This window comes from Schlesneria paludicola DSM 18645, from assembly GCF_000255655.1.
GTDB classification, from domain to species: Bacteria; Planctomycetota; Planctomycetia; order Planctomycetales; family Planctomycetaceae; genus Schlesneria; species Schlesneria paludicola.
Window position 1 is genome coordinate 2,135,764 of the sequence record NZ_JH636435.1, and the last position, 24,299, is coordinate 2,160,062.

Genomic DNA, 24,299 nt, shown 5'->3' on the forward strand with positions numbered 1-24,299 from the left:
GACGACCGTGTTGGCACACCGACTCTTCGGGTGGCAAGATGGGACCAACGATCACTGAACTCGCCGGGGTTTCGGCAATCCCATCCCCCCTGCCACCAGACGCGTCTGTTTCGTCCTGACGAAGCACTGTCCCGACAAAGCACTACTCGCTGAACTCATCGAGTTCGCGGGGAGCGGTCAACAGCTTGCCGACGAATTGCGAGGTGGGCAGGTTTCCCAAAAGGTAGGTATGCCGACCTTCTCGCACCATGATCTTGGTATGGGCGGGCGTGCCAAAGTCACCTTGTCGTTGCGAAGGTCTCAGCGTCACCTGATGTTCGCCTGCGGGCAATTCGACGCGAAAGACCTGGATCGTATCAGGCAAGAGACCCCAACAGCGCGTGTCAGCCGATTCCGAGGCTTCCCAGGCCACTCCCGCCGCCATCACGGCCAGGCTGGTCAGCGAATCTTTCTGGACGTCGGCGACTTCTTCGATGCCGTAGATGATCCCCTTTTTCACGACGCGACGGGCGACGGCCCGCGCGAGCACTTGAGGATAGAGCGCCTGCTGCTGGCGCACGGCCATCTCGCCGATATCGACAATGGTGGCCGTCTTTCCAACGGCTTTGCCGTCGATGTTCACGGAGACGCAATCGGCCACCGGAACGAAATTGACGACGCGTGGAATCTTTACCGGCGCGAAGGTTGGCGGAATGTTGCGATTCGCAAAGCAATTGAAAATGCGGTCGGCCAGGAGCAGTTCGATCTGCGTCACCGGTTCGATGGCTTCTTCTTTGATCGGACCGCGGCCCACCAGGGTGAAGATGTACAATGCCCCATTGCCTGGGTGCATTGGAACTTCGTACTGGCAACGCTGAAGGTCCGTTTGACCGTCGCGGAACTTCGGTTCCCAATTCGCGACTTGAACGCGAGCACGCACGGCTTCGGTCAGCGTCAGCGGGGATTCTTCCGCCAGCATTCCGCGGATGTAGGGGCCCAGCGCGACCTGTTTGAACGCCAGAACGGGATTCTTGTCCTTGTCTTCGTCTTTGTACTTTTCATCGACGGTTTGGATGATCTCTTGTTGCTTGTCGACCATCTGCTTGGCGTAAGCCCCGGCGTCGCCGCCCTCGGACATCAGATTCGATATCGACAGCATCGCGCGGACGAGAACTTTTTCGTAGTCTTCGCCGGCATAGGCCCGGGCGTTATCGTCGGTCAACATCGACGCCACGGCTTTCGTTGCATCGAAGTCTTCCAGTTCATCGAACCGGTCTCGCACTTTTCGCAGGTGCTGCTCTGCTTCTTTCGGCCGCCCCGATGCCAGTTCGATGATCGCCTTATCGAGCAAGAGGACGTCGCGTTCGCCCTTCCGCTTTTTCAGCAGTTTGTCGACATGCTCTTCGGCTTCGGACAAACGACCGTCGAAAAACGCCATGCGAATCGGCTGCACGCGATCAAAGTGCGATGCACATCCGGTGAGCGCGAGGACGAGCAGACTGAGACAGTGCAGGGCGGTCCCGCCGAATGATCGGCTCAATGAGTGAAGGCGTGCGGGTGTCGACGATGCCGATCGGGCATTCCTGCAATTCGTTCCTCGGCAATCGGCCAGCAACGGATAGTTCATGGCGACCTCGGTCAATCGTCCGCTCACAACTTGAATCTCAGCCCGCTCCGTAGTGCTTGAGCTTGCCGAGTTTCGATTTGTGATAACCCTTGCGGATTTCAGCCGATTCCGTTTCGGTCTTGCCGGTGGCCAGATTGACCAGTTCCAGCGTCAACAGATAGTCGCGCTGGTAGTCCTTATTGTTGCTCTTCGTCGTTCCCGACGTGATGGTCGCGTAGAGCGCATAGTCGATCGGTTCTTGCTCTTGCTCCATGATCGCGGCGAATTTGCGCCGTGCGGCGGGCTTATACAAGTCATCGGGGCGCAAGCCAGCCTCTTGCAAACCGGATCTGACCAGACGGGCACTGACCAGTTCGAAGGCCTCGGAATCATTGATGATTGTGTTGACCTTCTGGTAGATCTGATCTCCAAAATCACCGATCTCTTCGGCACTGCGGTTGTCGACGTGCAGGAAGCAGACGCGTTTCTTGCACGGAACGCCATCGTGCGAAGTCAACTGAACGGTGTTCATCTCACGACCGAGCAACTGGCTGACCGACGTCTGTATCAGTGGTTCCCAGGTTTCAGCCCCGGCGGTATGGCTGCCGACCATGTTTTCGTCGGTGCCTTTCAGCACGTGGGCGTATTGATGCCCCTTGCAGCCAACACCGAATGTCATCAGCAATGCCGAGGCCGACATGCCAAGATTCTGAATGAAACGCCGCCGATCCATGGCTCCGCTCCCGACAACAATCCGTATAACGCCTGAGTTGATAAATAGCCTCAATCCATTGAGACCACTTCGTCAATCAGGTTGCCACCATCGGGAAACATTCCACCACGATGGCAGACAGGTCCGTGCTATCCATTTCGACCAGACCGCAGCAATTCTTCACACCAGACCATGAAGCATTGCGAAGGTGGAAGAGGATGGTAGTCAGATGGGGAGAATGCGAACAGACGGATTTTGCCGGGCGGCAGGTTCTGCCGGGCCATGTCCACTGCCAAAGTGAGTTTCCGTTCAGATGTGGCGACGACGATCGATCTTCCGTGAATCGGTGCCCTGGACGCAAAACAAGCCGCCCGACGAATCGGAGCGGCTTGATGAGATCGTATTGGGGTTCACGACGACGGGCAGTTCGTAGGCCCAGACGCGGTCAAATTCCGCCGGAAGACGAGTCCCCAGAACTATTTTCGGCTGACGGACAATTGTTCAGAGGCCAGTTTCGGCAGCAACTGTTGCACGAACGCAATCGCCTCTTCAACCTGGTCCGCCTGGATCAGCACCAGATCGCCGGGAACCATTTGACGGAGCGTCATTTCAATCGCCTTCATCTCGCCCCGCGTTTCAACGACGTTCTCTGGTCGCAACCGTTTACCCAGGGCAAACCCTTTGCGCATCAGGCGACAGACTTCTCCGTCTTCGCGACCACGTGTACATGCGTCTTCATAGAGCACCATGAAGTCGAAGCCGTTCGCAATCAATTCCGCCTGACGGATGATGTCTTCGTCGCGGCGGTCGCCTGCGGCCGTGTAGACGATGACACGTCGTTCGTGCGGCATCTTGTTGAACGCTTCGCACAAGGCGGTGATCGCCGCCGCGTTGTGTCCGTAGTCGATGACAATCGTCGATCCCTGGAACTGCAGCACGTTGAACCGTGCGGGCACTTTCTGAGTATCGTTGACGAAGGTTTCCAACGCATGTCGAATCATTTCGAACGGCACGCCCAGAGTCCATGCCGCCGAAGCCGCCGCCATGGCGTTTTCAACCTGGAATCCGATCAGACCGCCGAACGTCAATGGGACGGAATCGAGCAGAGCAATTCGAGCTTCCCACGATCCTTCGGCCGCCATGATGCAGTTGTTTCGCACATACACCACTTTTCCCCCTTTGGCGCGATGTGACACCAGTAGCGGATTCGTGGGCGACTTCGAGAAGAACAGAGTCTTCCCCGGGCAATACTCGGCCATTGAAGCGGTGAGCGGGTCATCGGCATTGAGGACGGCGTAGCCCGATGGCGACACCGATTCAACGATCACGCGTTTGACACGAGCGAGTTGTTCGGGCGTTTCAATCCCGTTCAGCCCCAGATGATCGCCGTCGGCAATGTTCGTCACGACTGCGGTATTGCAGAGATCGAAGCCCAAACCTTCCCGCAGGATTCCGCCACGTGCGGTTTCCAGCACGGCCGCCTCGACGGCTGGATTCGCGAGAACGGTTCGTGCGCTCTTTGGGCCACTGCAGTCGCCGGTATCCAGGCGGCGGTCGTTCAGGTACACCCCGTCGGTGCAGGTCATTCCCACGCGTTTGCCGGTGCAACGCAGGATGTGCGAGATCAAACGGGTTGTCGTCGTCTTTCCGTTTGTGCCTGACAGGGCCACGATTGGAATGCGACCATCATCTTCGGGTTTGAACATCGTACCGACGATCGCTTCGCCGACGGCGCGTGGCTTTCCGGCCGACGGTTCCAAGTGCATTCGCAGCCCGGGTGCGGCGTTAATCTCAACAATGATCCCGCCTTGTTGTTCCAGCGGGCGGCTGATGTCTTGGCACACGACGTCGACGCCGGCGATATCCAGACCGACCATCTGCACACCGTCGATGACACGGGCCGCGACTTCAGGATGAACCAGATCGGTCACGTCGGTCGCCGATCCACCCGTGCTCAGGTTGGCATTGCGTCGAATCAGCACGATTTGGCCGGCGGCGGGAATGGAATCGACGGTCAATCCCTGTTCCTGCAGGACACCCTTTGCGATCTCATCCAGTCGCAGTTTGCTGAGCGATGTGGCGTGATCTTCCCCACGACGCGGGTCCTTATTCGCCTCTTCGACCAGTTGATTGATAGTGTGACGTCCATCGCCCGTCACCTGGGGCGGTTCGCGACGAGCCGCGGCCACCAGTTTGTAACCAATCACCAGCAGTCGATAGTCTGCTCCGTGTGCGAACTTTTCGCAGATGATCTCGTCGCCTTCTTCAATCGCGGCGGCGTAGGCGGCCAAGACTTGTTCACGCGTATTCAGATTGCAGGCGACGCCACGTCCCTGATTGCCGTCCTGCGGCTTGATCACCACCGGGACACCGATCTGCTGCGCGGCCGCCCAGGCGTCTTCCGCGCTGGTGACAGGTCGACCTTTCGGAACGGGGACACCGACGGCATCCAGCAACTGCTTCGTCAATTCTTTATCTTGGACAATCGATTCGGCGACGGCCGACGTGCGATCGGTTTCGGCCGCCAGAATGCGATGTTGCTTACAACCGTATCCAAGTTGCACCAAACTGCGATCATTTAGACGGCGCGCCGGGATGCCTCGAGCCAGTGCGGCGCGGACGATTGAGCCGGTGCTGGGGCCGAGACGAATCTGTTGATCGAGGCTGCGGATCGTGGCGACGCGCGCGGTGCTGTCGAAGTTTTGACCATCGATCGCGGCTTTTACCAGTTCGGCAGCAGCGGCAAGCGCCATTCGGCCGACAGGTTCTTCACAGTATTGGACGGCGATTTTGCAGACACCCGCCGGTTTAAACTCGGAAACTCGGGCGAACTTGACGGCGCAACCCGCATGCTGCTGCAGCGCAATCATCGCTCTCGCGACGAGTTCGGCCAAGAGCATGGACGACGTCCGCCCGATGGTCTCGTTCTCGTCGTCAGGACTGGCCGGACGATTCAGTTCCGGCAGCATCGTGACTGCTCTATTCCGAATCGCGTCAATCTCTTGCGTCGTTTTATCAAGATGCATGGCGTTATCGATCTCAACTTCCAGAACGGTGAGTTGCGACCAGATATTCGGACCTCGCAAAGCGCGCGTTGTCCCGAGATTCATGATTCGTACATCCTTACAGCGCTTGTTTCGTTGTCCAGCGATGTCCTGATTCCAGTGAACCGCGCGGTCACTGTTGCCCTGAGGTGATGAACTCCATACCTCATTGCTCCTGCGAGCACCCAGACTTTTGGGGAATCCTGCATCCTGGAACTTGTCTCGATCGTTTCGACTCGGTCATCCGTCACTGCGACAACCGATCGAAGGTTTGTTCGTCGCGGTGACGAGAGCAAACGGTTGCAATCGTCGTACCGATACGAACGAGTGATGTTCATTGAACGCGATTTCGCGTTTGTAACCCTTTATTCCGCAGGGATGTTTTCACTGTCTTCACCAATTTCACCACCGACATTTGTTTCTTCTTCGATTGTTACAATTTCATCGTGACCGAGTTGATCGTTTGGAATCAGCCCTGGTCTTCTATGCCGCAGCCTCTGCAGGCTCTAATCCCAAAAGCGTTTGCAGCTTCTTCACGGTCTTAGGGACCGTCGACGATTGAATCAGCAGCAATTCGCCGGATTGTAATTCTCGCCATGCCGCGTCAACCGCCTGAGACCAGTCGCGAATCTCATTGATCGCCTGAACGCGCGATCCTTCTTCGACACCTGACCGCAATAGACGCGTCACCTCACCCACGGGCCGATCGACTCCGTTTTCAATTTCGCAGAGGAAGACCCGGTCAAACGAGGCTCCCAGTTGCTGGCCCTGCTGCACGATGTCCAGCTCACGCCGATCTTCTTCGGCGGAATAGATCACCGACCGTTTCGAATGCGGGAAATGGTCGATCGCCGCAATGACGGCGGCGAGTGCAGAGCGATTTCGTCCATCCATGACCACGATTGTCTTTTCTGCAGATTCCAACACATTGAAACGAGCAGGGTCGTCCTGCAAGTTGCCTTGAAAGGACTGTAACCCGTTGCGGATCTCGTTCAGCGACAGCCCCAAGGCCCACCCGGCCGCCGTGGCAGCCAGAACATTCTCCGTTTGGAAATCGACCCGACCTCCGTGTGTGCATGGTAGATCTTCCAGCGCTACGAGCGACGTTTCTTCCGTGCCGTCGCTCAGGACAACCTGACCGTCCCTGACAACTACCGCCCGATGCCCCGCATCCCGGTGAGCGCGAATCACCGGATGCATCGGATCTAAGGCGAAGAACGTCACGCTTCCGGCAGATAACTCCTTCATTTCGACCACAAGTGGATCGGTGGCGTTCAGCACGGCGGTTCCAGTCGGCATCACAACATCGACCGGCGTCCGTTTGACTTTGAACATTTCTTTTGGCGAATCGATGAACTGCAGTCCAAGATGATCGCCTTCACCAATGTTTGTCACAATCGCCACGTCGCATTTGTCGAATCCCAGCCCTTCGCGCAAAATCCCGCCTCGCGCCGCTTCGAAGACCGCGGCATCCAAAATTGGGTTCAGCAGGACATTCCGGGCACTTCGCGGACCTGCGCAATCGCCGTGTTCAATCGTCCGTCCATCAATGGTGATGCCGTCGGTACAGGCCAATCCGACCGTCCGTCCTGAGGCCTTCAGAATCGAAGTGACCAGCCGTGCGACGGTGGTCTTGCCATTCGTGCCGGTGACCGAGACCACCGGAATCCTTCCATTATCGTTAGGATCTGGAAACAGGTGATCGACGATCGCTTCGCCGACGGGGCGAGGGCTTCCCACCTCCGGCTTCAGGTGCATGAGCAGCCCAGGACCGGCGTTCACTTCGACGATCACGCCACCTTGTTCTTCCAAGGGGCGGGAGATGTCCTGCGTCACCAGATCAATCCCAGCAATGTCCAACCCCACCACTTGGGCGGCGAGCACCACATGCTCGGCCACCGTGGGGTGCACGATGTCGGTGACGTCTCGCGACAAGTTATCAATACGGCGGACGATCACCTTCACGTCGGCAGGGGGGACCGAATCGGGCGTGAAACCCTGATGTTCCAGTTCGATCATCGTGAGCGGCGTAATCTTGAGCGTATCAAGAGGTTTCGTCTCGTCGTCGCCGCGTCGAGGATCGGAGTTCACCTGCAATTCGATCAGTTCACGAATCGTGTGCTGGCCATCACCGATGACGGAGACCGCATCCCCCGCCGCGGCCGCAATCAGCTTTTTACCGACGACAAGCAACCGGTGTTCGGCGCCGCTGGCGAATCGCTCGACGATGACGCCCGAACCTTCTTTTAACGCTTCACCATATGCCACCTTGATTTGCTGCTCGTCCGTCAAGTTCATGCAGACGCCGCGTCCGTGATTTCCGTCGACAGGCTTTACGACGACGGGACCTTCAATCGCTTGGGCAGCGTTCCAGGCATCTTCAGGACTTTCGACTTCGCGTCCTTCCGGGACCGGAATTCCCGCAGCGGCCAGCATGGTTTTGGTGAGTTGCTTGTCCTGAGCGATCGATTCGGCAATCGCACTGGTCAGGTCCGTTTCAGCCGTCCAGATCCGCCGCTGTTTCTTGCCCTGCCCAAATTGGACCAGACTTCCGGCATTCAGGCGGCGGGCGGGAATATTACGAGCCCGGGCCGCGTCAACGATCGCGTTGGTGCTGGGGCCCAGACAGACGCGATCGGCAAATTCTCGCAGTCGTTTCAGATTGGCATCGATGTCAAACGGCAAATCGAAGACGGCCGCCATCAACAGGTCACGTGCCGTTTCGAGACAGGCGCGTCCCAGCGATTCTTCCTGGTATCGAATCGCCACCTTGAACAGACCTTCTTCCGACGTTTCACGCGCACGGCCATAGCCAACGGGAGTTCCGCAAAGCGTTTGAAGCTCGAGAGTTGTGTGTTCAAGAATATGGGCGAGATAGGTACCCCACCGCAACCGCTGGAAGAAGCCGCCACGTTCGCCGACGCTGCAGCGGTGCTCGATCATCGTCGGCAGCCAGCTCATCAAGCGATCGTTAAATCCCGGAATATGAGCCGAGGAGGTATCTTTCAATGCCCCCAAATCGACCCACGCTTCCAGCACCGTATGCCGGGACCAGATATTCGGACCTCGAAGAGCGAGCACCTTGCGGAAGATCATGGACTCAACACCTGCAACAAGTCGGAAACCAGTTTCGCATCCCTACTTCGCTGAGAATCACGCGCTGCCGGACATCACAAAGACAACCGAGAGTTGGGGGATCATTCAGCACATCGAAGTCATCGATCGGCGCAACATTATCGACTGCAATCGCTGTTAGGTGAACCCCAACGTCGCGATAAGCAAGCGGACACGGTCTCGGGCAGCAATCCGCGGCGGAGACCAATGGAGCGTGACGAAATGTGAGGGGAGAGACGAGGCAGGAGATTCCCGTCGTTGCCAAGCCGTCGATTTGGGAGCGGTCGGAAATCCGTTTTGACCAACCGCCGCATTATGCCAGCTTCACCCCAGTCATTCCATCATGAAGCTCACGGCCAGCTGGCTTCACGTGAATTTTGATCGAGCCGTCCTCTCGCGAGGAATCGTGAGGACACTCTTCCCATCCGTTAACGCCGACTTTAGGTGTTCAGGATGTTGGCTGCGGAGAAGGACAATCAGATCGCATAAGATGTTAACTACACAGTAGATACGCCTGAAACAGGCTCTGATCGCGCCTCTTTGATGGTTCCAATCGCCGCAACATGCCCCCAGAGAGTCGATTGGTAGAGGGGAGACACAGAGAATGGATACAGGCGGTGCAGCGATCGGAGATCCATCAGCCGGGCATGTCGAGGCGCATGATCCGGCCGGAGGCGAAGCCGCAGATGATATAGTCACCCAATGGCGACAGCACGATTCGCTGAAGTTCTTCCGGCGTCGTGACATTCCATTGTGGATTTCCCTCGTCATCGACGCAGAAGAGCGTCCCTTCGAGCGTATAGCCGACGATGCCGCGTTTCACATATCCGCATGTGACCAGTCCGGCCGTCCCGTCGCAGATGAATGTTCCCCGCGTATTGCCCGTTTGGCCGTCGAACGCTTGAATGCCATGGGCAAACCCCGCCAGGAAGATCGATCGACCATCGCCCGACGCCGCGAAATCGCCGACTGTCGACCAGAGCTTAGACGTCCAAACCGGCATGCCGCTCAGTTGATAGCGTCCGAGAAAACCGTACTCCGATGCGACGACCAGTTCCGCCGACTGCGTCAGAAATTGCAGATATCGCACGGGCCTGACCGACTCGAAACGGCAAACCTTCTTGTTCGCCTGGGAAAAGACCTGATTCACGCCATCGGCCTGACTGAGAGCCAGGTGCGTCCCGTAGGAATCGACCGCCACGGACAAAACTTCGTCGGGCAGCTCGCGGGTCCATTGGAACTGCAGGCGGCGATCAAACCAGCCCACGACATCACCGCTGAGGACGGCGGCCCCCGCGGAACCGGTATCCGCCCATGCCAGCCGTTTGACCGCGTGCTTGGTTCGGGTCAGAGCACGAACCTGACCATTTCGATCAAGCAGATACAGACCGCCCGAGACATCCGCCGCCAGAACTTCACCTGTTTCGCGTGCCAGCCGGACGTCGGCGAGCGGTGCGTCCACGGTAAATGACCAACGGAGCGTCGGTCGATCACCGCGCCCCGTCGTCCATAACCAATCGGCAGATCCGCCGTTCATCGTCTGGCCAGTTGTTTGCGAAGTGTTTCCAGCCCCGTTTCAACGTCTCGATCGTCTTGCAGGCGACCGCGTCGTCGACCGCGATGAGAAACCGCAGGATCACTGTCATCAGCGACTTTCACATCGGGTTCGATACCCTTTTTACTGTAATTGCCACCGTTAGGCGAATAGAACTTGGCCGTCGTCAGTCGGAACCCGGAATCGGCATGTCCTGGCAGGATACTTTGCACAGACCATTTTCCATACGTCTTGCGGCCGACGATTGTCCCGCGATGATGATCTCGTACGGCACCCGCCACGATTTCACTGGCACTGGCACTGTCGCCATCGACCAGAAGAACCAGCGGACCGCTCCAGTCATTCGCATCGGCATGTGCCGAGTAAATCGTATTCTGATCCGAAACTCGGCCTCGCGTCGAAACCAGCACACCCTGACTCAAGAATCGATCGAGAACATCGACGGCGGCGGGCAGCAAACCGCCCGGATTTCCTCGCACATCCCAGATCAACGCCTGCATTCCATCGCGTTTCAGTTTCGCCATCGCATCATCGAGTTCCTGAACGGTGTTCTTTTGAAAACCGGTCATCCGGATATAGCCAATCTTGTTGGCCGGATCGATGATTTGAACATCTTGAATGCTCTTCACTTTCACGGCACGACGAATCAGGTTCGCGGTGCGTTCATCACCGGTGCCAGGATCGGCAATCGTGATACGGACCCGGCTGTTCGGTTGTCCTTGCAGCAGGGCGGCCGCTTCTTCGGTGCTGAGCTTGCGACAATCACGTCCATCAATCGCCACGATCAGGTCGCCCGAGACGGCCCCCCCTTCCGACGCAGGGCTTTCCGGAAGCACATTGACCAGCAGCAGTCCCTTGCCGGATTCCGCTTTCATCTCGATGCCGATTCCCACGAATTCGCCATCGATGTTGTTGTACAGATCGCCCAATTTTCCGGGTGTCAGATAGCTGCTGTAATCATCGAGCGAATTGCAGCCACCGAAGACGAATTCCATGATCACGGCACTCGGTGCGAGATTCAGCTCCTGTTGAGCCAGATTGCAGATCTCGAGCACGATCCGACGGCCTTCGTCGGCGTCGCGGATGATCTTGTTCCAGTACTTTCCGTACAGCACTTTCTTCCGAAAGTCTTCGATCTTGGCACTCTCGCCATAAGGCAGATTGCGATCAAGGAACTTCTGGTTATTCAAACCGAAGTACAAGCTTTCGGTTCCGTGAGCGACGAAGTGTTTGGCGTCGATGTTTTCAACATAGAAACGTCCCACTTTCTCGAGGACGTCATTCAGATAGACCATCGCTTCATTGCGTGAGAGCGGCAGCATCGTTTCGACGAACGACTTGTCGGCATAGCGTCGTTCGATCGCGAAATGAATCTTCGCCTGACGAAGACCATTGGAGAGCTTTTCGTTCTTGGGCCAGGTCTTGAGCGACTTTTCGTAGAACTCAATCGCTTCAATCCAGCGACGTGAACGTCGAAGTTCGAACCCTTCCTGCTCGGCAGCTTGCTCATCCTCGACGCCAACCTGCTGCGTCTTGACGACGCGAACTTCCGCGATCAAATCGGGAGCACAGATTACACCGAGCGTCATTCCAACCGCCCACAGTGTGAGCGTGCGTTTCGCGAGCGTCAAGCACAACATAAGTTGCCCCTCTGGGTATCAAAGGCACGTCAGTTCCACGCCGGTATCACACACTCCCCCTCGAAGTGTGGACGGCGGACATGCGGCCCTCGAATCCCTGTGGCACGTCGATGGCTGGGGTCGCCAGCTGTCGACAGCCGCGTCGTCGAAATTGAATATAGGACGAGAAAAATTGATGTCAAACGGCATCCTTTCGTTATCACACGGAAGAATGATCATGATCAGCGCAGTTTTACAATTCCTGCGAAAGCCCATGTAAAAATGAGGTTTACCGAAATTTCTCGAGGAACACTGGAGCGATTTGGCAAACGTTGACGCGCACCACATCCCCTCAGAATGCCCCTGATCGCTGCGACCCTTAAAACCCATTCATTGTCCCAAGTCACGTTACCAAATCGCAACGGGACACTTTGGGAAAAAACAAAGAGTCCGGCGAGATTCCGCTCAAGAATGCCGTGACGCACCGACGGCATTCAACGCCGCGACGAACAAATCAAATCCGGCTGATCAGTGAGCGGCGCGTCGAAACAAACCCCATCCGCGTCGACCTGATCGTTGCGGCGGGAGTGCCGAATGCGGGAGTGCCTTCGGCGGCAACGGGACTGGGGCAACGCCAGACGTTCAGCCCCATTAAGGCCGAATAAGGACCATCCATCGCAATGCGTGACGAGTCCGAAACGGTCGTTTTTCAGAGGTATTCATCGTCGTCGTGAAGGTCGTTTTCCGTGATCGTACGGTGTCCCGCCTCTTGCAGAATTTGCAACGCCTGATCGACATCGTCGACGAACATCGCAATCGCCCCACGTCCCTGCCGCCGGTAGAGCAGCGGATAGGCGTGATGGATGTTGACTTCGGCTTTCACCAGGGCTGAACAGACATCGTGGAATGGCTTTTCGCCTTCGGGAAGCTGAACCCCGACAACGTCGTTCTCGCTGAACAGAAAACCGGACAGTTCCAGCTTTTCTCGAGCCCGGTCGGCGTCATTAAACATCAGCCGAACCATCGCAAAGTCGACCGAATCGAAGATACTCATCGCAATGACTCGCGTATCCAGCGATTCGAGCTGACGCATCAAGTCGTTCAGCCGCCCCACGCGATTTTCGAGAAAAACACAGAATTGACGAAGGCACGGCCAATCGCGACCACGCATCGTTTGAGTTTCAGTCTCGTCACCACTGTCATAATTCTTCGGCATGGATCGCTCCGTCAATCGGCTTGCTGCGCGACGGCGAGGAAGTTCGCTACCACGACTCCCCACTCTTTCCGCCTCAAACCGAATGTGCTATGCACTCTACGACAAACGGCTATCAGAGGTCAAATGGTGAAGTGGCCACTTCTTCCATGGCCACAGCCCTGATCGCACCGCCCAGTTCCCTGGAGTCATCCGATGATTCGCACCTTTTTATTTGACATGGGAAATGTCCTGCTGCACTTCTGCCACGATCGAATGTGTCAGCAGGTCGGTGCGTTGTGCAATGTTCCAGGACTTGAACTGAAACAGCATCTCTTCGATGCGGGCGGCCAGATCGATTTTGAACGGGGCACCACGTCACCGGATCAGTTCCATGACTGGTTCGAGACGACATTCAGAACGAAAGTGGATCGCGCGGCACTCGCACACGCCGCCTCAGACATCTTCACCCTGAATGCCCCCATCGTTCCCGTCCTCGACGAACTCAAATCGCGCGGGTACCGCCTGGTATTGCTGTCGAATACAAGCATCTTTCACTACGAGTTCATTCGAGAACAATTCCAAGTCCTCGATCGATTCGATGATTTCGTGCTGTCGTATCAAGTGAAATCCGTGAAACCAGAGTCGGCGATCTATGAAGCGGCGCTCAAGACGATCCAGTGCGATCCCGCGGAGTGCTTTTACACGGATGACATCGCGCGTTATGTGGAAGCCGCCCGCCGCTATGGAATCGATGCCGAAGTTTTCACCGATGTCGACAATCTGAAGCAGCAACTTGGACTGCGTGGAATTGTGTTGCACGGCGGCGTACGCGTGTAAACAGGCACGCGCGAAGCAAACATGACTCAAGTTTTTGATCTTGAAGCAAGGATTAGAGAACGTGCAGGGATCCATTCTTTATTGCGGCGACACCGAGCTGAACGGGGCGGCCGCGTATCTCGCAGGTTTGATGACGCATTGGGGCTGGACGTTCGACTATGTGCCCAGCCACGTGCCGATGACGACCGCGCGGCTTGACACGCCGCGTTCGCTGCTGATTCTCAGTGACTATCCTGCAATGCAGTTCAGCCCTGACTGCCAGGAACTGGCGCTTAAAAAGATCGAACAGGGTTGTGGGCTGCTGATGATCGGCGGCTGGGAATCGTATCACGGCCTGGGCGGTGATTGGGATGGCACACGACTTGGTTCGGCCTTGCCCGTCGACATTCAAACGACAGACGACCGCGTCAACTTTCCACAGTCAGCTTGGCTGTTGCCCACCGGCGATCATGAAATTGCCGCCGGCCTGCCTTGGCGAACGTGTCCACCGGCGATCGGTGGGATGAATCAGGTTCGCGCGAAAGCCGGGGCCACCGTCGTCCTTGAAGCCCATACCTACTCCATCAAGGCCGCCGAACCAAAAAACCAAGGTGAGCCCGTATTGTCGCTGACTCCGCAGGACGTCCGACCGGCACTCGTCGTGGGACAACATGGCAGCGGACGAACCGCGTCATTCCTGAGCGATGTGGCTCCACATTGGGTCGGGGGCCTGGTCGATTGGGGATTGCCACGGGTCACCGGGCAAGCGGCAGGAGGGCCGGCGATCGAAGTCGGCCACGACTACGCTCAACTTTGGAAACAACTGCTTCACTGGACGGCAGCGAGTAGAACCACAAACACGTAGAATCGAACGATACGGATATCGATTGCCAACAGAAGGAACGATGATGCCTAACAATCCCGTTCAAGTCGCTCAGTGGAAATGTGGCAAAGGCTTGCCGCTGATGTTTATCGCGGGTCCCTGCGTCATCGAGAGCGAAGAGCTCGTGATGCAGATCGCGCACAAGCTAGCCGAGCTGTCGTCGCAGAAGAACATTCAGATCGTCTTTAAATCCAGCTTCGACAAAGCCAATCGGACCAGCGTCGACAGCTTCCGCGGGCCGGGCCTTGAACGCGGTCTCGAGATTCTGGCAAAGGTCCGCGCGGCGACGGGGCTGCCCGTGACAACAGATGTTCACGAGATTTCCCAGGCGGAACCCGCGGCGCAGGTCTGTCAAATCCTGCAGATCCCGGCCTTTCTCGCCCGACAAACGGATCTGGTCGAAGCCGTGGCCTCGGCAACCGCAAAACATGGGGCCGTCATCAATGTGAAAAAGCCTCAGTTCGTCGCCCCCGAAGACATGGTTCACGTCGTCAAGAAATGCGAGTCGTTCGGGAATGCCAACGTCCTGCTGACGGAACGTGGCACGATGTTCGGATATGGTCGGCTGGTCAACGATTTCCGCTGTATCCCCGTGATGCAATCATTTGGTACGCCCGTCGTGTTTGACGCGACGCATAGTGTCCAGCTCCCCGGCGGTGCAACGACGGGTGGCCGCCGAGAGATGGTCCCGTTTCTCGCGCGCGCCGCAGTGGCCTGCGGCTGCGACGGAGTCTTCTTTGAAACGCATCCGAATCCCGACAAGGCACTCAGCGATGGCCCGAACATGGTGCCGCTCGCCGAACTTCCCCGTCTGATCGATCAACTCACACAACTGCGTTCCCTGGCTTGTGAATTCGAGACACCCGTCGCATCCCCTTGAGCGTTGGGAAGACCCGAGTTCGAGATCCTCTCGTTTCCTCGTTGCCAAGGTCCCGGTTGGCAACGCCCCGTCGATATCGGAAATGCACGGAATGGACCGCGCCAGGTCCCTTTGCGATGGGGAATTCGTATTTTTCCTCGTTACCAAGCGGAGCTTGGTAACGAGGAAAAATACGAGGAAAACGTCTCTGACTACAAGAAAACGTGGAACACGAACGAGCAACGATCGACTACAGCGAGGAATCACGAACGATTCGTTCGAATTCCACTTCGAGTTCGCGAACCTCTTCCAGGTCTTGAAATAGCTTGTGAGCGGCGGTTTGCAGGTCTTGTCGTTGAGCCGCTTTGTCAGCACTCTGATTCGCAATTTTCAGAGCTTTGTGAACATAGTCCTCGTGCGAACGGGTGATGTCTGAGGTGTGACCGATCTTCTGATAGAGCGCATGCGTGATCCGACCGCAAAGGTACTCGGACGGCAACGTGACGATCGGTACCCCCATCGAGAGTGCTTCATAGCTGGAGTTTCCACCCCCGAATGGAAAGGGATCGAGTACGACGTCTGCGAGATTCAGCAATTGGAAAAACTGCTCACGAGGTACCGTAGGAAGGAACCGCACGCGACGCGACGCATCGGGCAAGGCGGTCGCCCATCGTTGTTTCAGGCGGTCAGTCCAAGCGGAAACACGCCCCTCCAACACCACAAGCTCCGCATCAGGATCGGCTTCGAGGATGCCCTTGAGTACCCTATCAAACAAAGGATGAAATTTGAAAAGTGTTTGCGGGCACAAATAAAGACGTTTCCCCGCTGGCAGCCCAAAGGCCGTGCGTTCCAATTTCACACCGGAGTTGACGGGCCTTTCATAGTAGGTTCCAAGCGTCTGCAATTGGACCAGACGTTCGGTGTAGTGTTCGTCGGCACAGTCCACTTCCAGCAGGCGACTGGAGATGAAGTAATCCATGTGCGGACTTCCCGTCGTTTCGGGATGCCCCCACGTGACACATTGAACGGGCGCCATCCGGGAGTACGCCAATGTCGACGTCAACGCATCCATTCCGACATCAGCAAAGAGCAACAGATCCAAGTCGAGGCTGGCAATCTGTTCCCGCGCGGAGGCGACGTCCTTCGCGAGCGGATGAAAGTGTTCCGCCGCTTGGCGGAACCGCTGTTGAAGTACATCTCTCGCATGACCGGCATAAATGACATGCAATTCGAAGCGCGACTTGTCCAGTTGTTCAAAGCGCCCGATGTTCAATCGACCAATCGTATGATCGTGAAAGTAGGCCGAAAGCACGCCAAGACGAATCCGTCCGTTCGTTCCTGACCGACCCGATTTCTTCCTGCGTGAACGATCGGGACCGCGAACGATACGACCAAACCGTTCCATCAGCGGGCGATTATTCAGACCGGAATACGCCATAAAGAATGACGTCGGTATTTGCTGGTGCGAGGTGTCGACAATGCTCTGCTCGGCCGCCATCCGCTCCAGCACCGTTTCTTGTCGCGTTCGCCAGGCCGTGACGGCATCGAGTGAATCGTAGATCACCGGAAGCAGTGTTGCGGAAAGCAGTTGATTTAAAGGCGAATTATTAAGCGCGAGAAGCGTCTTGTATCCCTCGGCGGCCCGTTCCGTTTCGCCGCGATTAAACAGGAGGTACACCAAGTTCTGCCATGCCGGAATATGATCTGGATGAACCTCGATGGCACGGCGATAGGACTGTAATGCGGCCTCTTGATCGCCGAGTTCCTGCTGCAAATTTCCGATGTCGACAAGTAGATTCGCGGGCTCTGGAGCGGTTGACACGGCCTGTTGAAATCGAGCGAGGGCATCAACGGGTCTTCCAGCCGCTCGAAACCGGTGAGCCTCTGCAACCAGTCGCTCCCATTCCTCCGACGGAGATTCCTTTGCAGACAGCACGTTTTCTTGAGACGCAACTTCTGCTTGGCCGGGACGCGCATAAATCGCAAGTGTGGGCTCAGGACGAACGATGATTCCAGGCGAGGGCACCAGCCATACATCCGCAACGTCTTCATCCCGGTCGGTACCCGGCCCCTGCAGATTCGCATTGCGTTGGGGAACGACTTCGACCGCAAAGATCTCTTCAACACCTGAATGGAATTGAAACACCGCGACCGTGCGACCGATCCGAAGATCAATCACCGCAATGCCGCATTTCAAGTTCTCGCGATTCGCCGCGATGGGAACTCCGCCGAACACCGCCGTTTCCCGAATCTTTGAAAGCCCGACAAATGCATATTGTCCCCGAAATGCCAAACCACGGCAGTACCCCGGCAGATTCTCAATCGGCTCAAATCGACCGTGTGAAAGATCGACCGTCCCGAAATCGCCGCAACCGGAATTGAGGACCCACAGGCGTTCCTGATAAAGCCGTGGCGAGTGCGGCATCGCCAAACCACGCAAGACAGTTTCCTGAGAGGCCACGTCGATGACACAACCAGCGGTCGCCTTATTGGGTCGCCACCCGGCCGGTTCATTGGATTCGGCCAATACGGTGACATACTTTGGGCGGCCCTGATCCATGGCCATCCCATTTAAATGGCACCGATCTTGCCCTTGCAGGTCGCTGATAAATCGGGGTTGCCATCGCGGAACGAAACTGTAGTGTTCGTTCAGCGTGCAGAGCGTCGAAAACAGCGTATTCACAACCCATAACCCGTCGTCGCCCCACGCCAACTCGTGACTATGAATATTGCCCGTATAGAAGCTGCTGCGTGGCAACCAGCAACCGTCAAATGTCCCAGCGGGAGAAATTTGCGATGCCAGATCCGGGACACTTTTCAAAAAATGAATTTGCCTGCGGCTGCCGAGTGCGATTCGGGTCCGATCAACGGCCATCCCCATCGCACGGTCGAAGTGTGTGAACGAAACGGTAAGTGTTCCATTCGAAGTCCCGAGCGCAAGCACTTTGCCGGCTTGATAAGTCGACACCAGAAGAGTCATCCCCAGCCTGTGCAGGATCTCAGGAAGAACGGATGTGAATTCATAACGAACTTCGCGGACGGATCGCTCGCCCACCTCCGTTGATGAATTGCGGATTGATGAGGCCTCATTCGAGCTCACAAGTTCCCCCATCTTATTCTTCCATTGTGCCGCCAGAACGTTACGTGTGGCGAGGAGCACTGTCATCAAATGCTGACAAATTCGCGAGCATCACGTGCAGGCTGAGTGATCTGCCCGTGATCAGTTGATCACGAGTGAACTCCGATCTGAAGCTCGTTTAGTGATTTGTCAGAACTTAAAACACAGGTCGGGTGGCCGGGGCTGGCCGAGCGAATCGCTGGACGCCCCAGGGTTTCGGCAGGACAACACACTAGTTATCGATCCCCGCATTCAATTGCAAATCTCTTTGAATATTTGAGACTGCGGCGCGCTGCATCGAGTTCCTCATCGAAATGCGTCCGTTGCTCTTCTTCATTTACTAATGCTGTTAGTGTCGACAGGATCAAAACCGGTGGTTATTGTTTGGCGCACACGCTCTGTTCAAGATACCACTAATTTCGTTGTGTCGCCGTCCCTCGCCAGAGATCAAAGTCATGTTAAATCTCTTCAAAGAGTGGTTAAACTCCTTTCGAGTCCGGCCTGCGATGGTGCAAGGGTCTCGTCGTCGCCGCGGTATGGCTTCGACATCCGCTCACATCGAATTACTGGAATCGCGTACGCTGCTTTCAGCGGCACCAGTCCTCTTGAAGGACATCAATGTCGTCAGCTTCGGTTCCAACCTGAGCAATGCGACGACTGTCGGAAATACCGAATTCTTCGCAGCGACTGATGCCACTCACGGAAAAGAGCTTTGGAAGTCCGACGGCACGTCGGGTGGAACATCTTTGGTCGCGGACATCAATCCGTCGATCGATGGTTCGTCACCAAGTCAGCTCACGAATGTGAACGGAACCCTGTTCTTCTTCGCAAACGACGGTGTGAATGGGGCAGAGCTCTGGAAATCGGATGGGACCGCAGCGGGGACGGTGCTGGTTCGCGATTTGAAAGTTGGGGCCAATTCGTCATTCGTGAGCTCGATGACGAACGTCAATGGCACGCTGTTCTTCACGGCAGACGACGGAATTCACGGTCGTGAACTCTGGAAGTCCGATGGAACAGCCGCAGGCACTCAGCTCGTGTTGGACATCAATCCACAAGACGCTGCGGCCGGCACGTCGATCACCGGCCTGACGAATGTCAACGGGACCTTGTTTTTCAGTGCTAACGATGGCGTTCACGGTCTCGAACTCTGGAAATCCAACGGAACGGCCGCCGGAACCGTTTTGGTACAGGATCTCTTTTCGGGTAGTGACAGTGGTGGATCACCTTTCAGTTCCTTGCCGAGCAATCTGACGAACTTCAACGGATCACTTCTGTTTACGGCAAACGATGGCGTTTTCGGCAACGAGCTGTGGAAATCAGACGGAACACCTGGCGGAACCGTACGTGTTTCCAACATCTCGGCCACATCGGGATCATACGCGCATGATCTGCTGAACTCCAACGGCACGCTTTACTTCTTCGCGACCGACGACACTAACGGCACGCAGCTTTGGAAGTCGGACGGAACTTCCTCTGGAACCACGCGTATCTCTGATGTCACATCGTCGTCAGGATCGGGTTGGCTGAACACACAAAGCCTGATGAGCGTCAATGGAACGTTGTTCTTTGCTGCCGATGATGGGACAAGTGGTCAGGAGTTGTGGAAATCAGACGGGACTTCCGGAGGCACCGTTCAGCTCGTCGATATTTTTCCCGGCGACTATTTCTATCCGGACTCAAGCACGCCACCGCGGCCACACAGTTCGTATCCATCGAGTCTGACGAACATCAACGGCACCCTGTTCTTCAGTGCCAATGATGGTGTGCATGGCTCCGAACTCTGGAAATCCGACGGCACACCTCAAGGTACGGCCCTCGTTAAGGATCTCTTGCCAGGGGTTGGCGCGTCCGCGATACCGTCCAATCTTGTCAACCTCAACGGAAAGTTGTTATTCAGCGCGACCGATGTCTTATATGGAAATGAGCTCTGGAAAACGGATGGCACGGCCGCGGGAACGTCGCTGGTCAAGGATATCAACACCCAGACACAGGGTTCGTCACCAAGCCAACCGACGAACGTCAATGGGACATTGTTCTTCACGGCCTATGATGTTGATCACGGAGTCGAACTGTGGAAAACAGACGGCAGCACTGGAGGAACGGTGCTGGTCAAAGATCTTGCAGAAGGAAGTACAGGGTCGACGCCAAGCTTTCTCACCAATGTCAATGGAACGCTGTACTTTACGGCCTATGACGTCAACAACCGTCGGCAGATTTGGAAATCGGACGGAACATCTGCCGGAACGATCAAGCTTACGGCATTCGATTATTCCGCGACCAATCAGGTGACCTATCCCGGCCAGCTCACAAACGTGGATGGCACGCTGTTCTTCACTGCCGGTGATGCTGCGAATGGCAACGAACTATGGAAGTCTGACGGCACGATCGCGGGCACTGCCGTTGTACGCGACATTCGGCCCGGTACGTCCCAGTACCAGTTGCCGGAAGATCAGGGTGGGGGATACATCACCATTTCCCAGAGTTCGTTTCCTACGAACCTGGTGAACATCAATGGAATCCTGTATTTCACCGCGAATGACGGTGCGACCGGAAATGAACTCTGGAAATCGGACGGGACCTCTGCGGGAACCGTGCTTGTCAACGACATCAACCCAGCCTTTACGACAGGTTCAGGAGTTTTCGATCCACCTCAGCCCATCGGATCTGATCCGAGAAACCTCACGAACGTGAATGGGACTCTGTTCTTCACCGCAAACGATGGCACGGCGGGTCGGGAACTTTGGAAAACAGACGGAACAACCGCCGGGACCGTGCTCGTTAAGGACGTGAGCCCTGGTGCGGCAAGCTCGTACCCCGTCTCGTTAACGAACGTCAACGGAACACTCTTTTTCGCTGCGAATGACGGTTCAAATGGCATTGAACTTTGGAAGTCGAACGGGACTTCCGGTGGCACGGCTCTCGTCAAGAATCTCTTCACCGGTTCGACGAACAGCGGTGGAACCGTCGTCGCCAATAGTTCGCAACCATCCCAATTCACCAATGTGAATGGCACGCTGTATTTCACGGCCAATGATGGCATTCATGGATTCGAACTCTGGAAGTCTGATGGCACCAGTGCGGGCACCTCGCTGGTCGAGGACATTGTTCCCGGAACAACGGGGTCGAATCCAAATCACCTGATCAATCTCAACGGCGTGCTTTACTTCGACGCGGATGACGGAATCCACGGCGATGAAATCTGGACCAGTGACGGTACCGAAGCTGGAACTCAAATTGCATTTGATCTTTTGGAAGGGCGATTCGGTTCGCAACCGTCCTATCTGACGAATGTGGGCGGGGCGTTGTATTTCGTTGCCAACGATGGCGTGTACGGCTCGGAACTGTGGACGATCGGTAACAAGACTGGAAGTACCACGACTCTTCAGTCGACGACCGCGAACTCCACATACGGACAAGTCGTGACACTAAAGGCGTTTGTTGCAACAACGACGCCAGGTCCAATTTCCGGGACGGTCACGTTTTTTGATGGCACGCAGTTTCTTGGTACAGCACCGGTCACATTCGACGGCAGCCGATATGTGGCGACATTCAACATTCCAGCAAACCTGGCAGTGGGTGCTCATCGCCTGAAGGCAATTTATTCGGGCGACGCGACAGTTGCTACGAGCTCGACTTCCGAGCTTTCACTGAACATTCAGAAGGCGAGCGTGGCAGTCACGCTGACGGCATCGAGCACGACAAGCGTATTCGGTCAACCTGTCACATTGAAAGCCAAGGTGGGCGTTGTTGCCCCAGGCACAATTGCACCTAGCGGCACTATCACCTTTAAAGAAGGTTCCGCCACGATCGGCACGGGAACTCTCAGTGTCGTCAACGGCGAATTGATCGCGACAGTGACGCTAACATCGCTGCCTGTTGGCGGACATGCGCTGCTCGCAGTCTTCGGTGGAAACAGCAGCTTTAATAGTGCAAGTTCAGCAACGGTCAATTTGACTGTAAACCGGGCAGCGACAACCGTCACACTGACATCCACGAAGCCCAACGCATTGTTTGGCCTGGGTGTCACGATCAAGGCGGTCATTGGTGTGGCCTCGCCCGGCACGGGTGTTCCGACAGGTACGGTCACATTCTTCGACGGTACGACCACGTTGGGTACAGGAACCGTGACCCTGGTCAACGGTCAATATGTCGCGACCTACGCACTTCCGACCAATTTAGGTGTCGGACCACATTCCCTGAAAGCGGTCTATTCAGGCAGTACGAACTTTGCTCCAAGTGCATCTGCCGTTGTGACTCAAACCATCGCGAAGGCGAACACGTCCATCGCTTTGAAGTACTCGACCAACAACAGTGTGTCCGGGCAGGCTGTGACATTTACGGTCCAAATCGGACTCGCACCGGGATACACAGGAACTCCGACCGGCATTGTCACATTCAAAGATGGAACGACCGTCATCGGAACCGCGACATTGAGCGTGGTGGATGGGAAGCCCCAGGCGACGCTTACCACGACTTCGCTTTCGCAAGGTGCACGGTCGATCACCGCGAGCTACGCCGGTGATGCCAGCTTCAACGGCGTCACGTCGGCGCTCGCCGTCATTTCCGTCAAAGCAACAACGAATATCAACCTGAGTTCCAGCGCACCGTCCGCTGCCTACGGGCAGTCGGTTGTTGTGAAAGCAACGCTTGGAATTGTTGCACCTGGTACCGGAGCTCCAACAGGAACAGTGACTCTGTACGACGGCGCCATTGTTGTGGGAACTCAGAACGTCAGCATCTCGGGTAATCTGTACGTTGCTACGTTTACTTTACCAACCAATTTTGCCGTCGGATCGCATAGCTTGAAGGCGGTATATGCTGGTGATTCGAAGTTCTTGACCAGCACATCGCCGATCCTCACGCAGACCGTTCAGAAAATCAGCACGACGACTTCACTTACCTCGTCATCCGCTTCGACGATCTACGGGCAACCCATCACGCTGACGGCCCGGGTCGGATTCCCATCGACGACTGCCGGAACGCCGTCCGGTACGGTCACGTTTAAGGACGGAGCAAATACGCTTGGAACGGCAACGTTGAGCCTTGTGAATGGTCAATGGTTCGCCACTTTGAAAGTCGCAGCACTGGCCGTTGGTAATCATTCATTGACGGCAGTTTACAATGGAACGTCGGTCTTTAGTGGTAATACATCGGCCGCGCTGACACAAACTGTTGCCCGAGCAACAACTGTCACGGCACTTTCATCAACCGCTCCAACCTCAACCTATGGCCAAGTCGTCACGATCAAAGCGACCGTCAGCGTTTTGGCACCGGGCGTAACCACTCCAAGTGGAAGCGTCAACTTTTTTGATGGATCGACCTACTTGGGCGACGGAACCGTCACACTGACGGGCGGCCAATACATCGCCTCCCTCACATTGCCTGCCACACTGAGTGTTGGAACACACCAACTGACCGCGGTCTACTTCGGTAATAGCAACGCCGCCCCAAGTATTACGACAGTCTTTACCCAGACAGTCGTTCGCGCCAACATCACGATGACGCTCACGTCATCAAAAGCATCCAGCCCGGTCGGTCAACCCGTCACGCTGACTGCGACCGTCGGAGTTGTCGCTCCAGGCGCAGGCGTCCCGACTGGTACTGTCACATTCCAAGAAGGGACGAAGGTGCTTGGCACGGGAACGCTGAGCGTCGTCAATGGCAGGGTCGTGGCAACCTGGACTTCTAACGCAATGACAATCGGATCACATTCGATCAGGGCGATCTACTCGGGTAACACCAACTTCAACACGATCGCTTCGACCGCGCTAAGTCTTCAAATTGTGTGATTCCTGT

The 24,299-nt window shown here is 56.2% G+C and carries 13 protein-coding genes; 5 read left to right on the forward strand and 8 right to left on the reverse strand.

What is annotated here, in order from left to right; genetic code table 11:
* Positions 1-142: 142 nt before the first annotated feature.
* The 6 genes from OSO_RS0126680 to OSO_RS0126715 all read right to left on the reverse strand — a co-directional run bounded on the left by OSO_RS0126680 (position 143) and on the right by OSO_RS0126715 (position 11,650).
* Positions 143-1,606, reverse strand: a complete 1,464-nt coding sequence (locus OSO_RS0126680; protein WP_202799981.1) for a COG3014 family protein — start codon at positions 1,604-1,606, stop codon at positions 143-145.
* 37 nt (positions 1,607-1,643) lie between these two features.
* The gene (locus OSO_RS0126685) at positions 1,644-2,318 is read right to left on the reverse strand and encodes an LpoB-related protein (RefSeq protein WP_010586079.1); all 675 of its coding nucleotides are present in this window, start codon (positions 2,316-2,318) and stop codon (positions 1,644-1,646) included.
* Positions 2,319-2,773: 455 nt separating this feature from the next.
* Positions 2,774-5,407, reverse strand: a complete 2,634-nt coding sequence (gene cphA, locus OSO_RS0126695; protein ID WP_010586080.1) for a cyanophycin synthetase — start codon at positions 5,405-5,407, stop codon at positions 2,774-2,776.
* A gap of 417 nt (positions 5,408-5,824) precedes the next feature.
* Positions 5,825-8,437, reverse strand: a complete 2,613-nt coding sequence (gene cphA / locus OSO_RS0126700) for a cyanophycin synthetase (RefSeq protein ID WP_010586081.1) — start codon at positions 8,435-8,437, stop codon at positions 5,825-5,827.
* A gap of 655 nt (positions 8,438-9,092) precedes the next feature.
* Positions 9,093-9,992: a hypothetical protein gene (locus OSO_RS0126710; RefSeq protein WP_010586082.1), complete on the reverse strand. Its 900-nt coding sequence runs from the start codon at positions 9,990-9,992 to the stop codon at positions 9,093-9,095.
* On the reverse strand, positions 9,989-11,650 hold the full coding sequence (locus OSO_RS0126715; protein WP_010586083.1) for a S41 family peptidase: 1,662 nt from the start codon (positions 11,648-11,650) through the stop codon (positions 9,989-9,991). Before OSO_RS0126715 ends, OSO_RS0126710 begins: the two co-directional genes overlap by 4 nt.
* 410 nt (positions 11,651-12,060) lie before the next feature.
* Between OSO_RS0126715 and OSO_RS0126725 the strand changes: the two genes are divergently transcribed.
* On the forward strand, positions 12,061-12,294 hold the full coding sequence (locus tag OSO_RS0126725) for a hypothetical protein (RefSeq protein WP_010586085.1): 234 nt from the start codon (positions 12,061-12,063) through the stop codon (positions 12,292-12,294).
* 44 nt (positions 12,295-12,338) lie between these two features.
* Here the strand turns inward: OSO_RS0126725 and OSO_RS0126730 are convergent, their stop codons facing one another.
* On the reverse strand, positions 12,339-12,845 hold the full coding sequence (locus OSO_RS0126730) for an ACT domain-containing protein (protein WP_010586086.1): 507 nt from the start codon (positions 12,843-12,845) through the stop codon (positions 12,339-12,341).
* Positions 12,846-13,037: 192 nt separating this feature from the next.
* Between OSO_RS0126730 and OSO_RS0126735 the strand changes: the two genes are divergently transcribed.
* The 3 genes from OSO_RS0126735 (at position 13,038) to kdsA (ending at position 15,403) form a co-directional block, all read left to right on the forward strand.
* Complete coding sequence (locus OSO_RS0126735; protein ID WP_010586087.1) at positions 13,038-13,661, forward strand: HAD family hydrolase; 624 nt, start codon at positions 13,038-13,040, stop codon at positions 13,659-13,661.
* A 61-nt stretch (positions 13,662-13,722) separates the two neighbouring features.
* Positions 13,723-14,505 (forward strand): glutamine amidotransferase, encoded by a 783-nt coding sequence (locus OSO_RS0126740; protein ID WP_010586088.1) that lies wholly within the window; start codon positions 13,723-13,725, stop codon positions 14,503-14,505.
* Between the two features lie 40 nt (positions 14,506-14,545).
* Positions 14,546-15,403 (forward strand): 3-deoxy-8-phosphooctulonate synthase, encoded by an 858-nt coding sequence (gene kdsA / locus OSO_RS0126745; protein ID WP_010586089.1) that lies wholly within the window; start codon positions 14,546-14,548, stop codon positions 15,401-15,403.
* Positions 15,404-15,632: 229 nt separating this feature from the next.
* Here the strand turns inward: kdsA and OSO_RS49515 are convergent, their stop codons facing one another.
* Positions 15,633-18,494: a TIGR03032 family protein gene (locus OSO_RS49515; protein WP_010586090.1), complete on the reverse strand. Its 2,862-nt coding sequence runs from the start codon at positions 18,492-18,494 to the stop codon at positions 15,633-15,635.
* 461 nt (positions 18,495-18,955) lie between these two features.
* Here OSO_RS49515 and OSO_RS51000 point away from each other — a divergent pair, with 461 nt between their 5' ends.
* Complete coding sequence (locus OSO_RS51000; protein ID WP_157605466.1) at positions 18,956-24,292, forward strand: ELWxxDGT repeat protein; 5,337 nt, start codon at positions 18,956-18,958, stop codon at positions 24,290-24,292.
* The last annotated feature ends 7 nt before the right edge of the window (positions 24,293-24,299 follow it).

Bases quoted from the DNA above. Each gene is read 5' to 3' on its own strand.
- OSO_RS0126710 (WP_010586082.1), bottom strand. From the start codon at position 9,992: ATGAACGGCGGATCTGCCGATTGGTTATGGACGACGGGGCGCGGTGAT.
- OSO_RS0126685 (WP_010586079.1), bottom strand. From the start codon at position 2,318: ATGGATCGGCGGCGTTTCATTCAGAATCTTGGCATGTCGGCCTCGGCA.
- cphA (WP_010586080.1), bottom strand. From the start codon at position 5,407: ATGAATCTCGGGACAACGCGCGCTTTGCGAGGTCCGAATATCTGGTCG.
- OSO_RS0126715 (WP_010586083.1), bottom strand. From the start codon at position 11,650: ATGTTGTGCTTGACGCTCGCGAAACGCACGCTCACACTGTGGGCGGTT.
- OSO_RS51000 (WP_157605466.1), top strand. From the start codon at position 18,956: ATGTTAAATCTCTTCAAAGAGTGGTTAAACTCCTTTCGAGTCCGGCCT.
- OSO_RS0126730 (WP_010586086.1), bottom strand. From the start codon at position 12,845: ATGCCGAAGAATTATGACAGTGGTGACGAGACTGAAACTCAAACGATG.
- OSO_RS49515 (WP_010586090.1), bottom strand. From the start codon at position 18,494: ATGGGGGAACTTGTGAGCTCGAATGAGGCCTCATCAATCCGCAATTCA.
- cphA (WP_010586081.1), bottom strand. From the start codon at position 8,437: ATGATCTTCCGCAAGGTGCTCGCTCTTCGAGGTCCGAATATCTGGTCC.
- kdsA (WP_010586089.1), top strand. From the start codon at position 14,546: ATGATGCCTAACAATCCCGTTCAAGTCGCTCAGTGGAAATGTGGCAAA.
- OSO_RS0126680 (WP_202799981.1), bottom strand. From the start codon at position 1,606: ATGAACTATCCGTTGCTGGCCGATTGCCGAGGAACGAATTGCAGGAAT.
- OSO_RS0126735 (WP_010586087.1), top strand. From the start codon at position 13,038: ATGATTCGCACCTTTTTATTTGACATGGGAAATGTCCTGCTGCACTTC.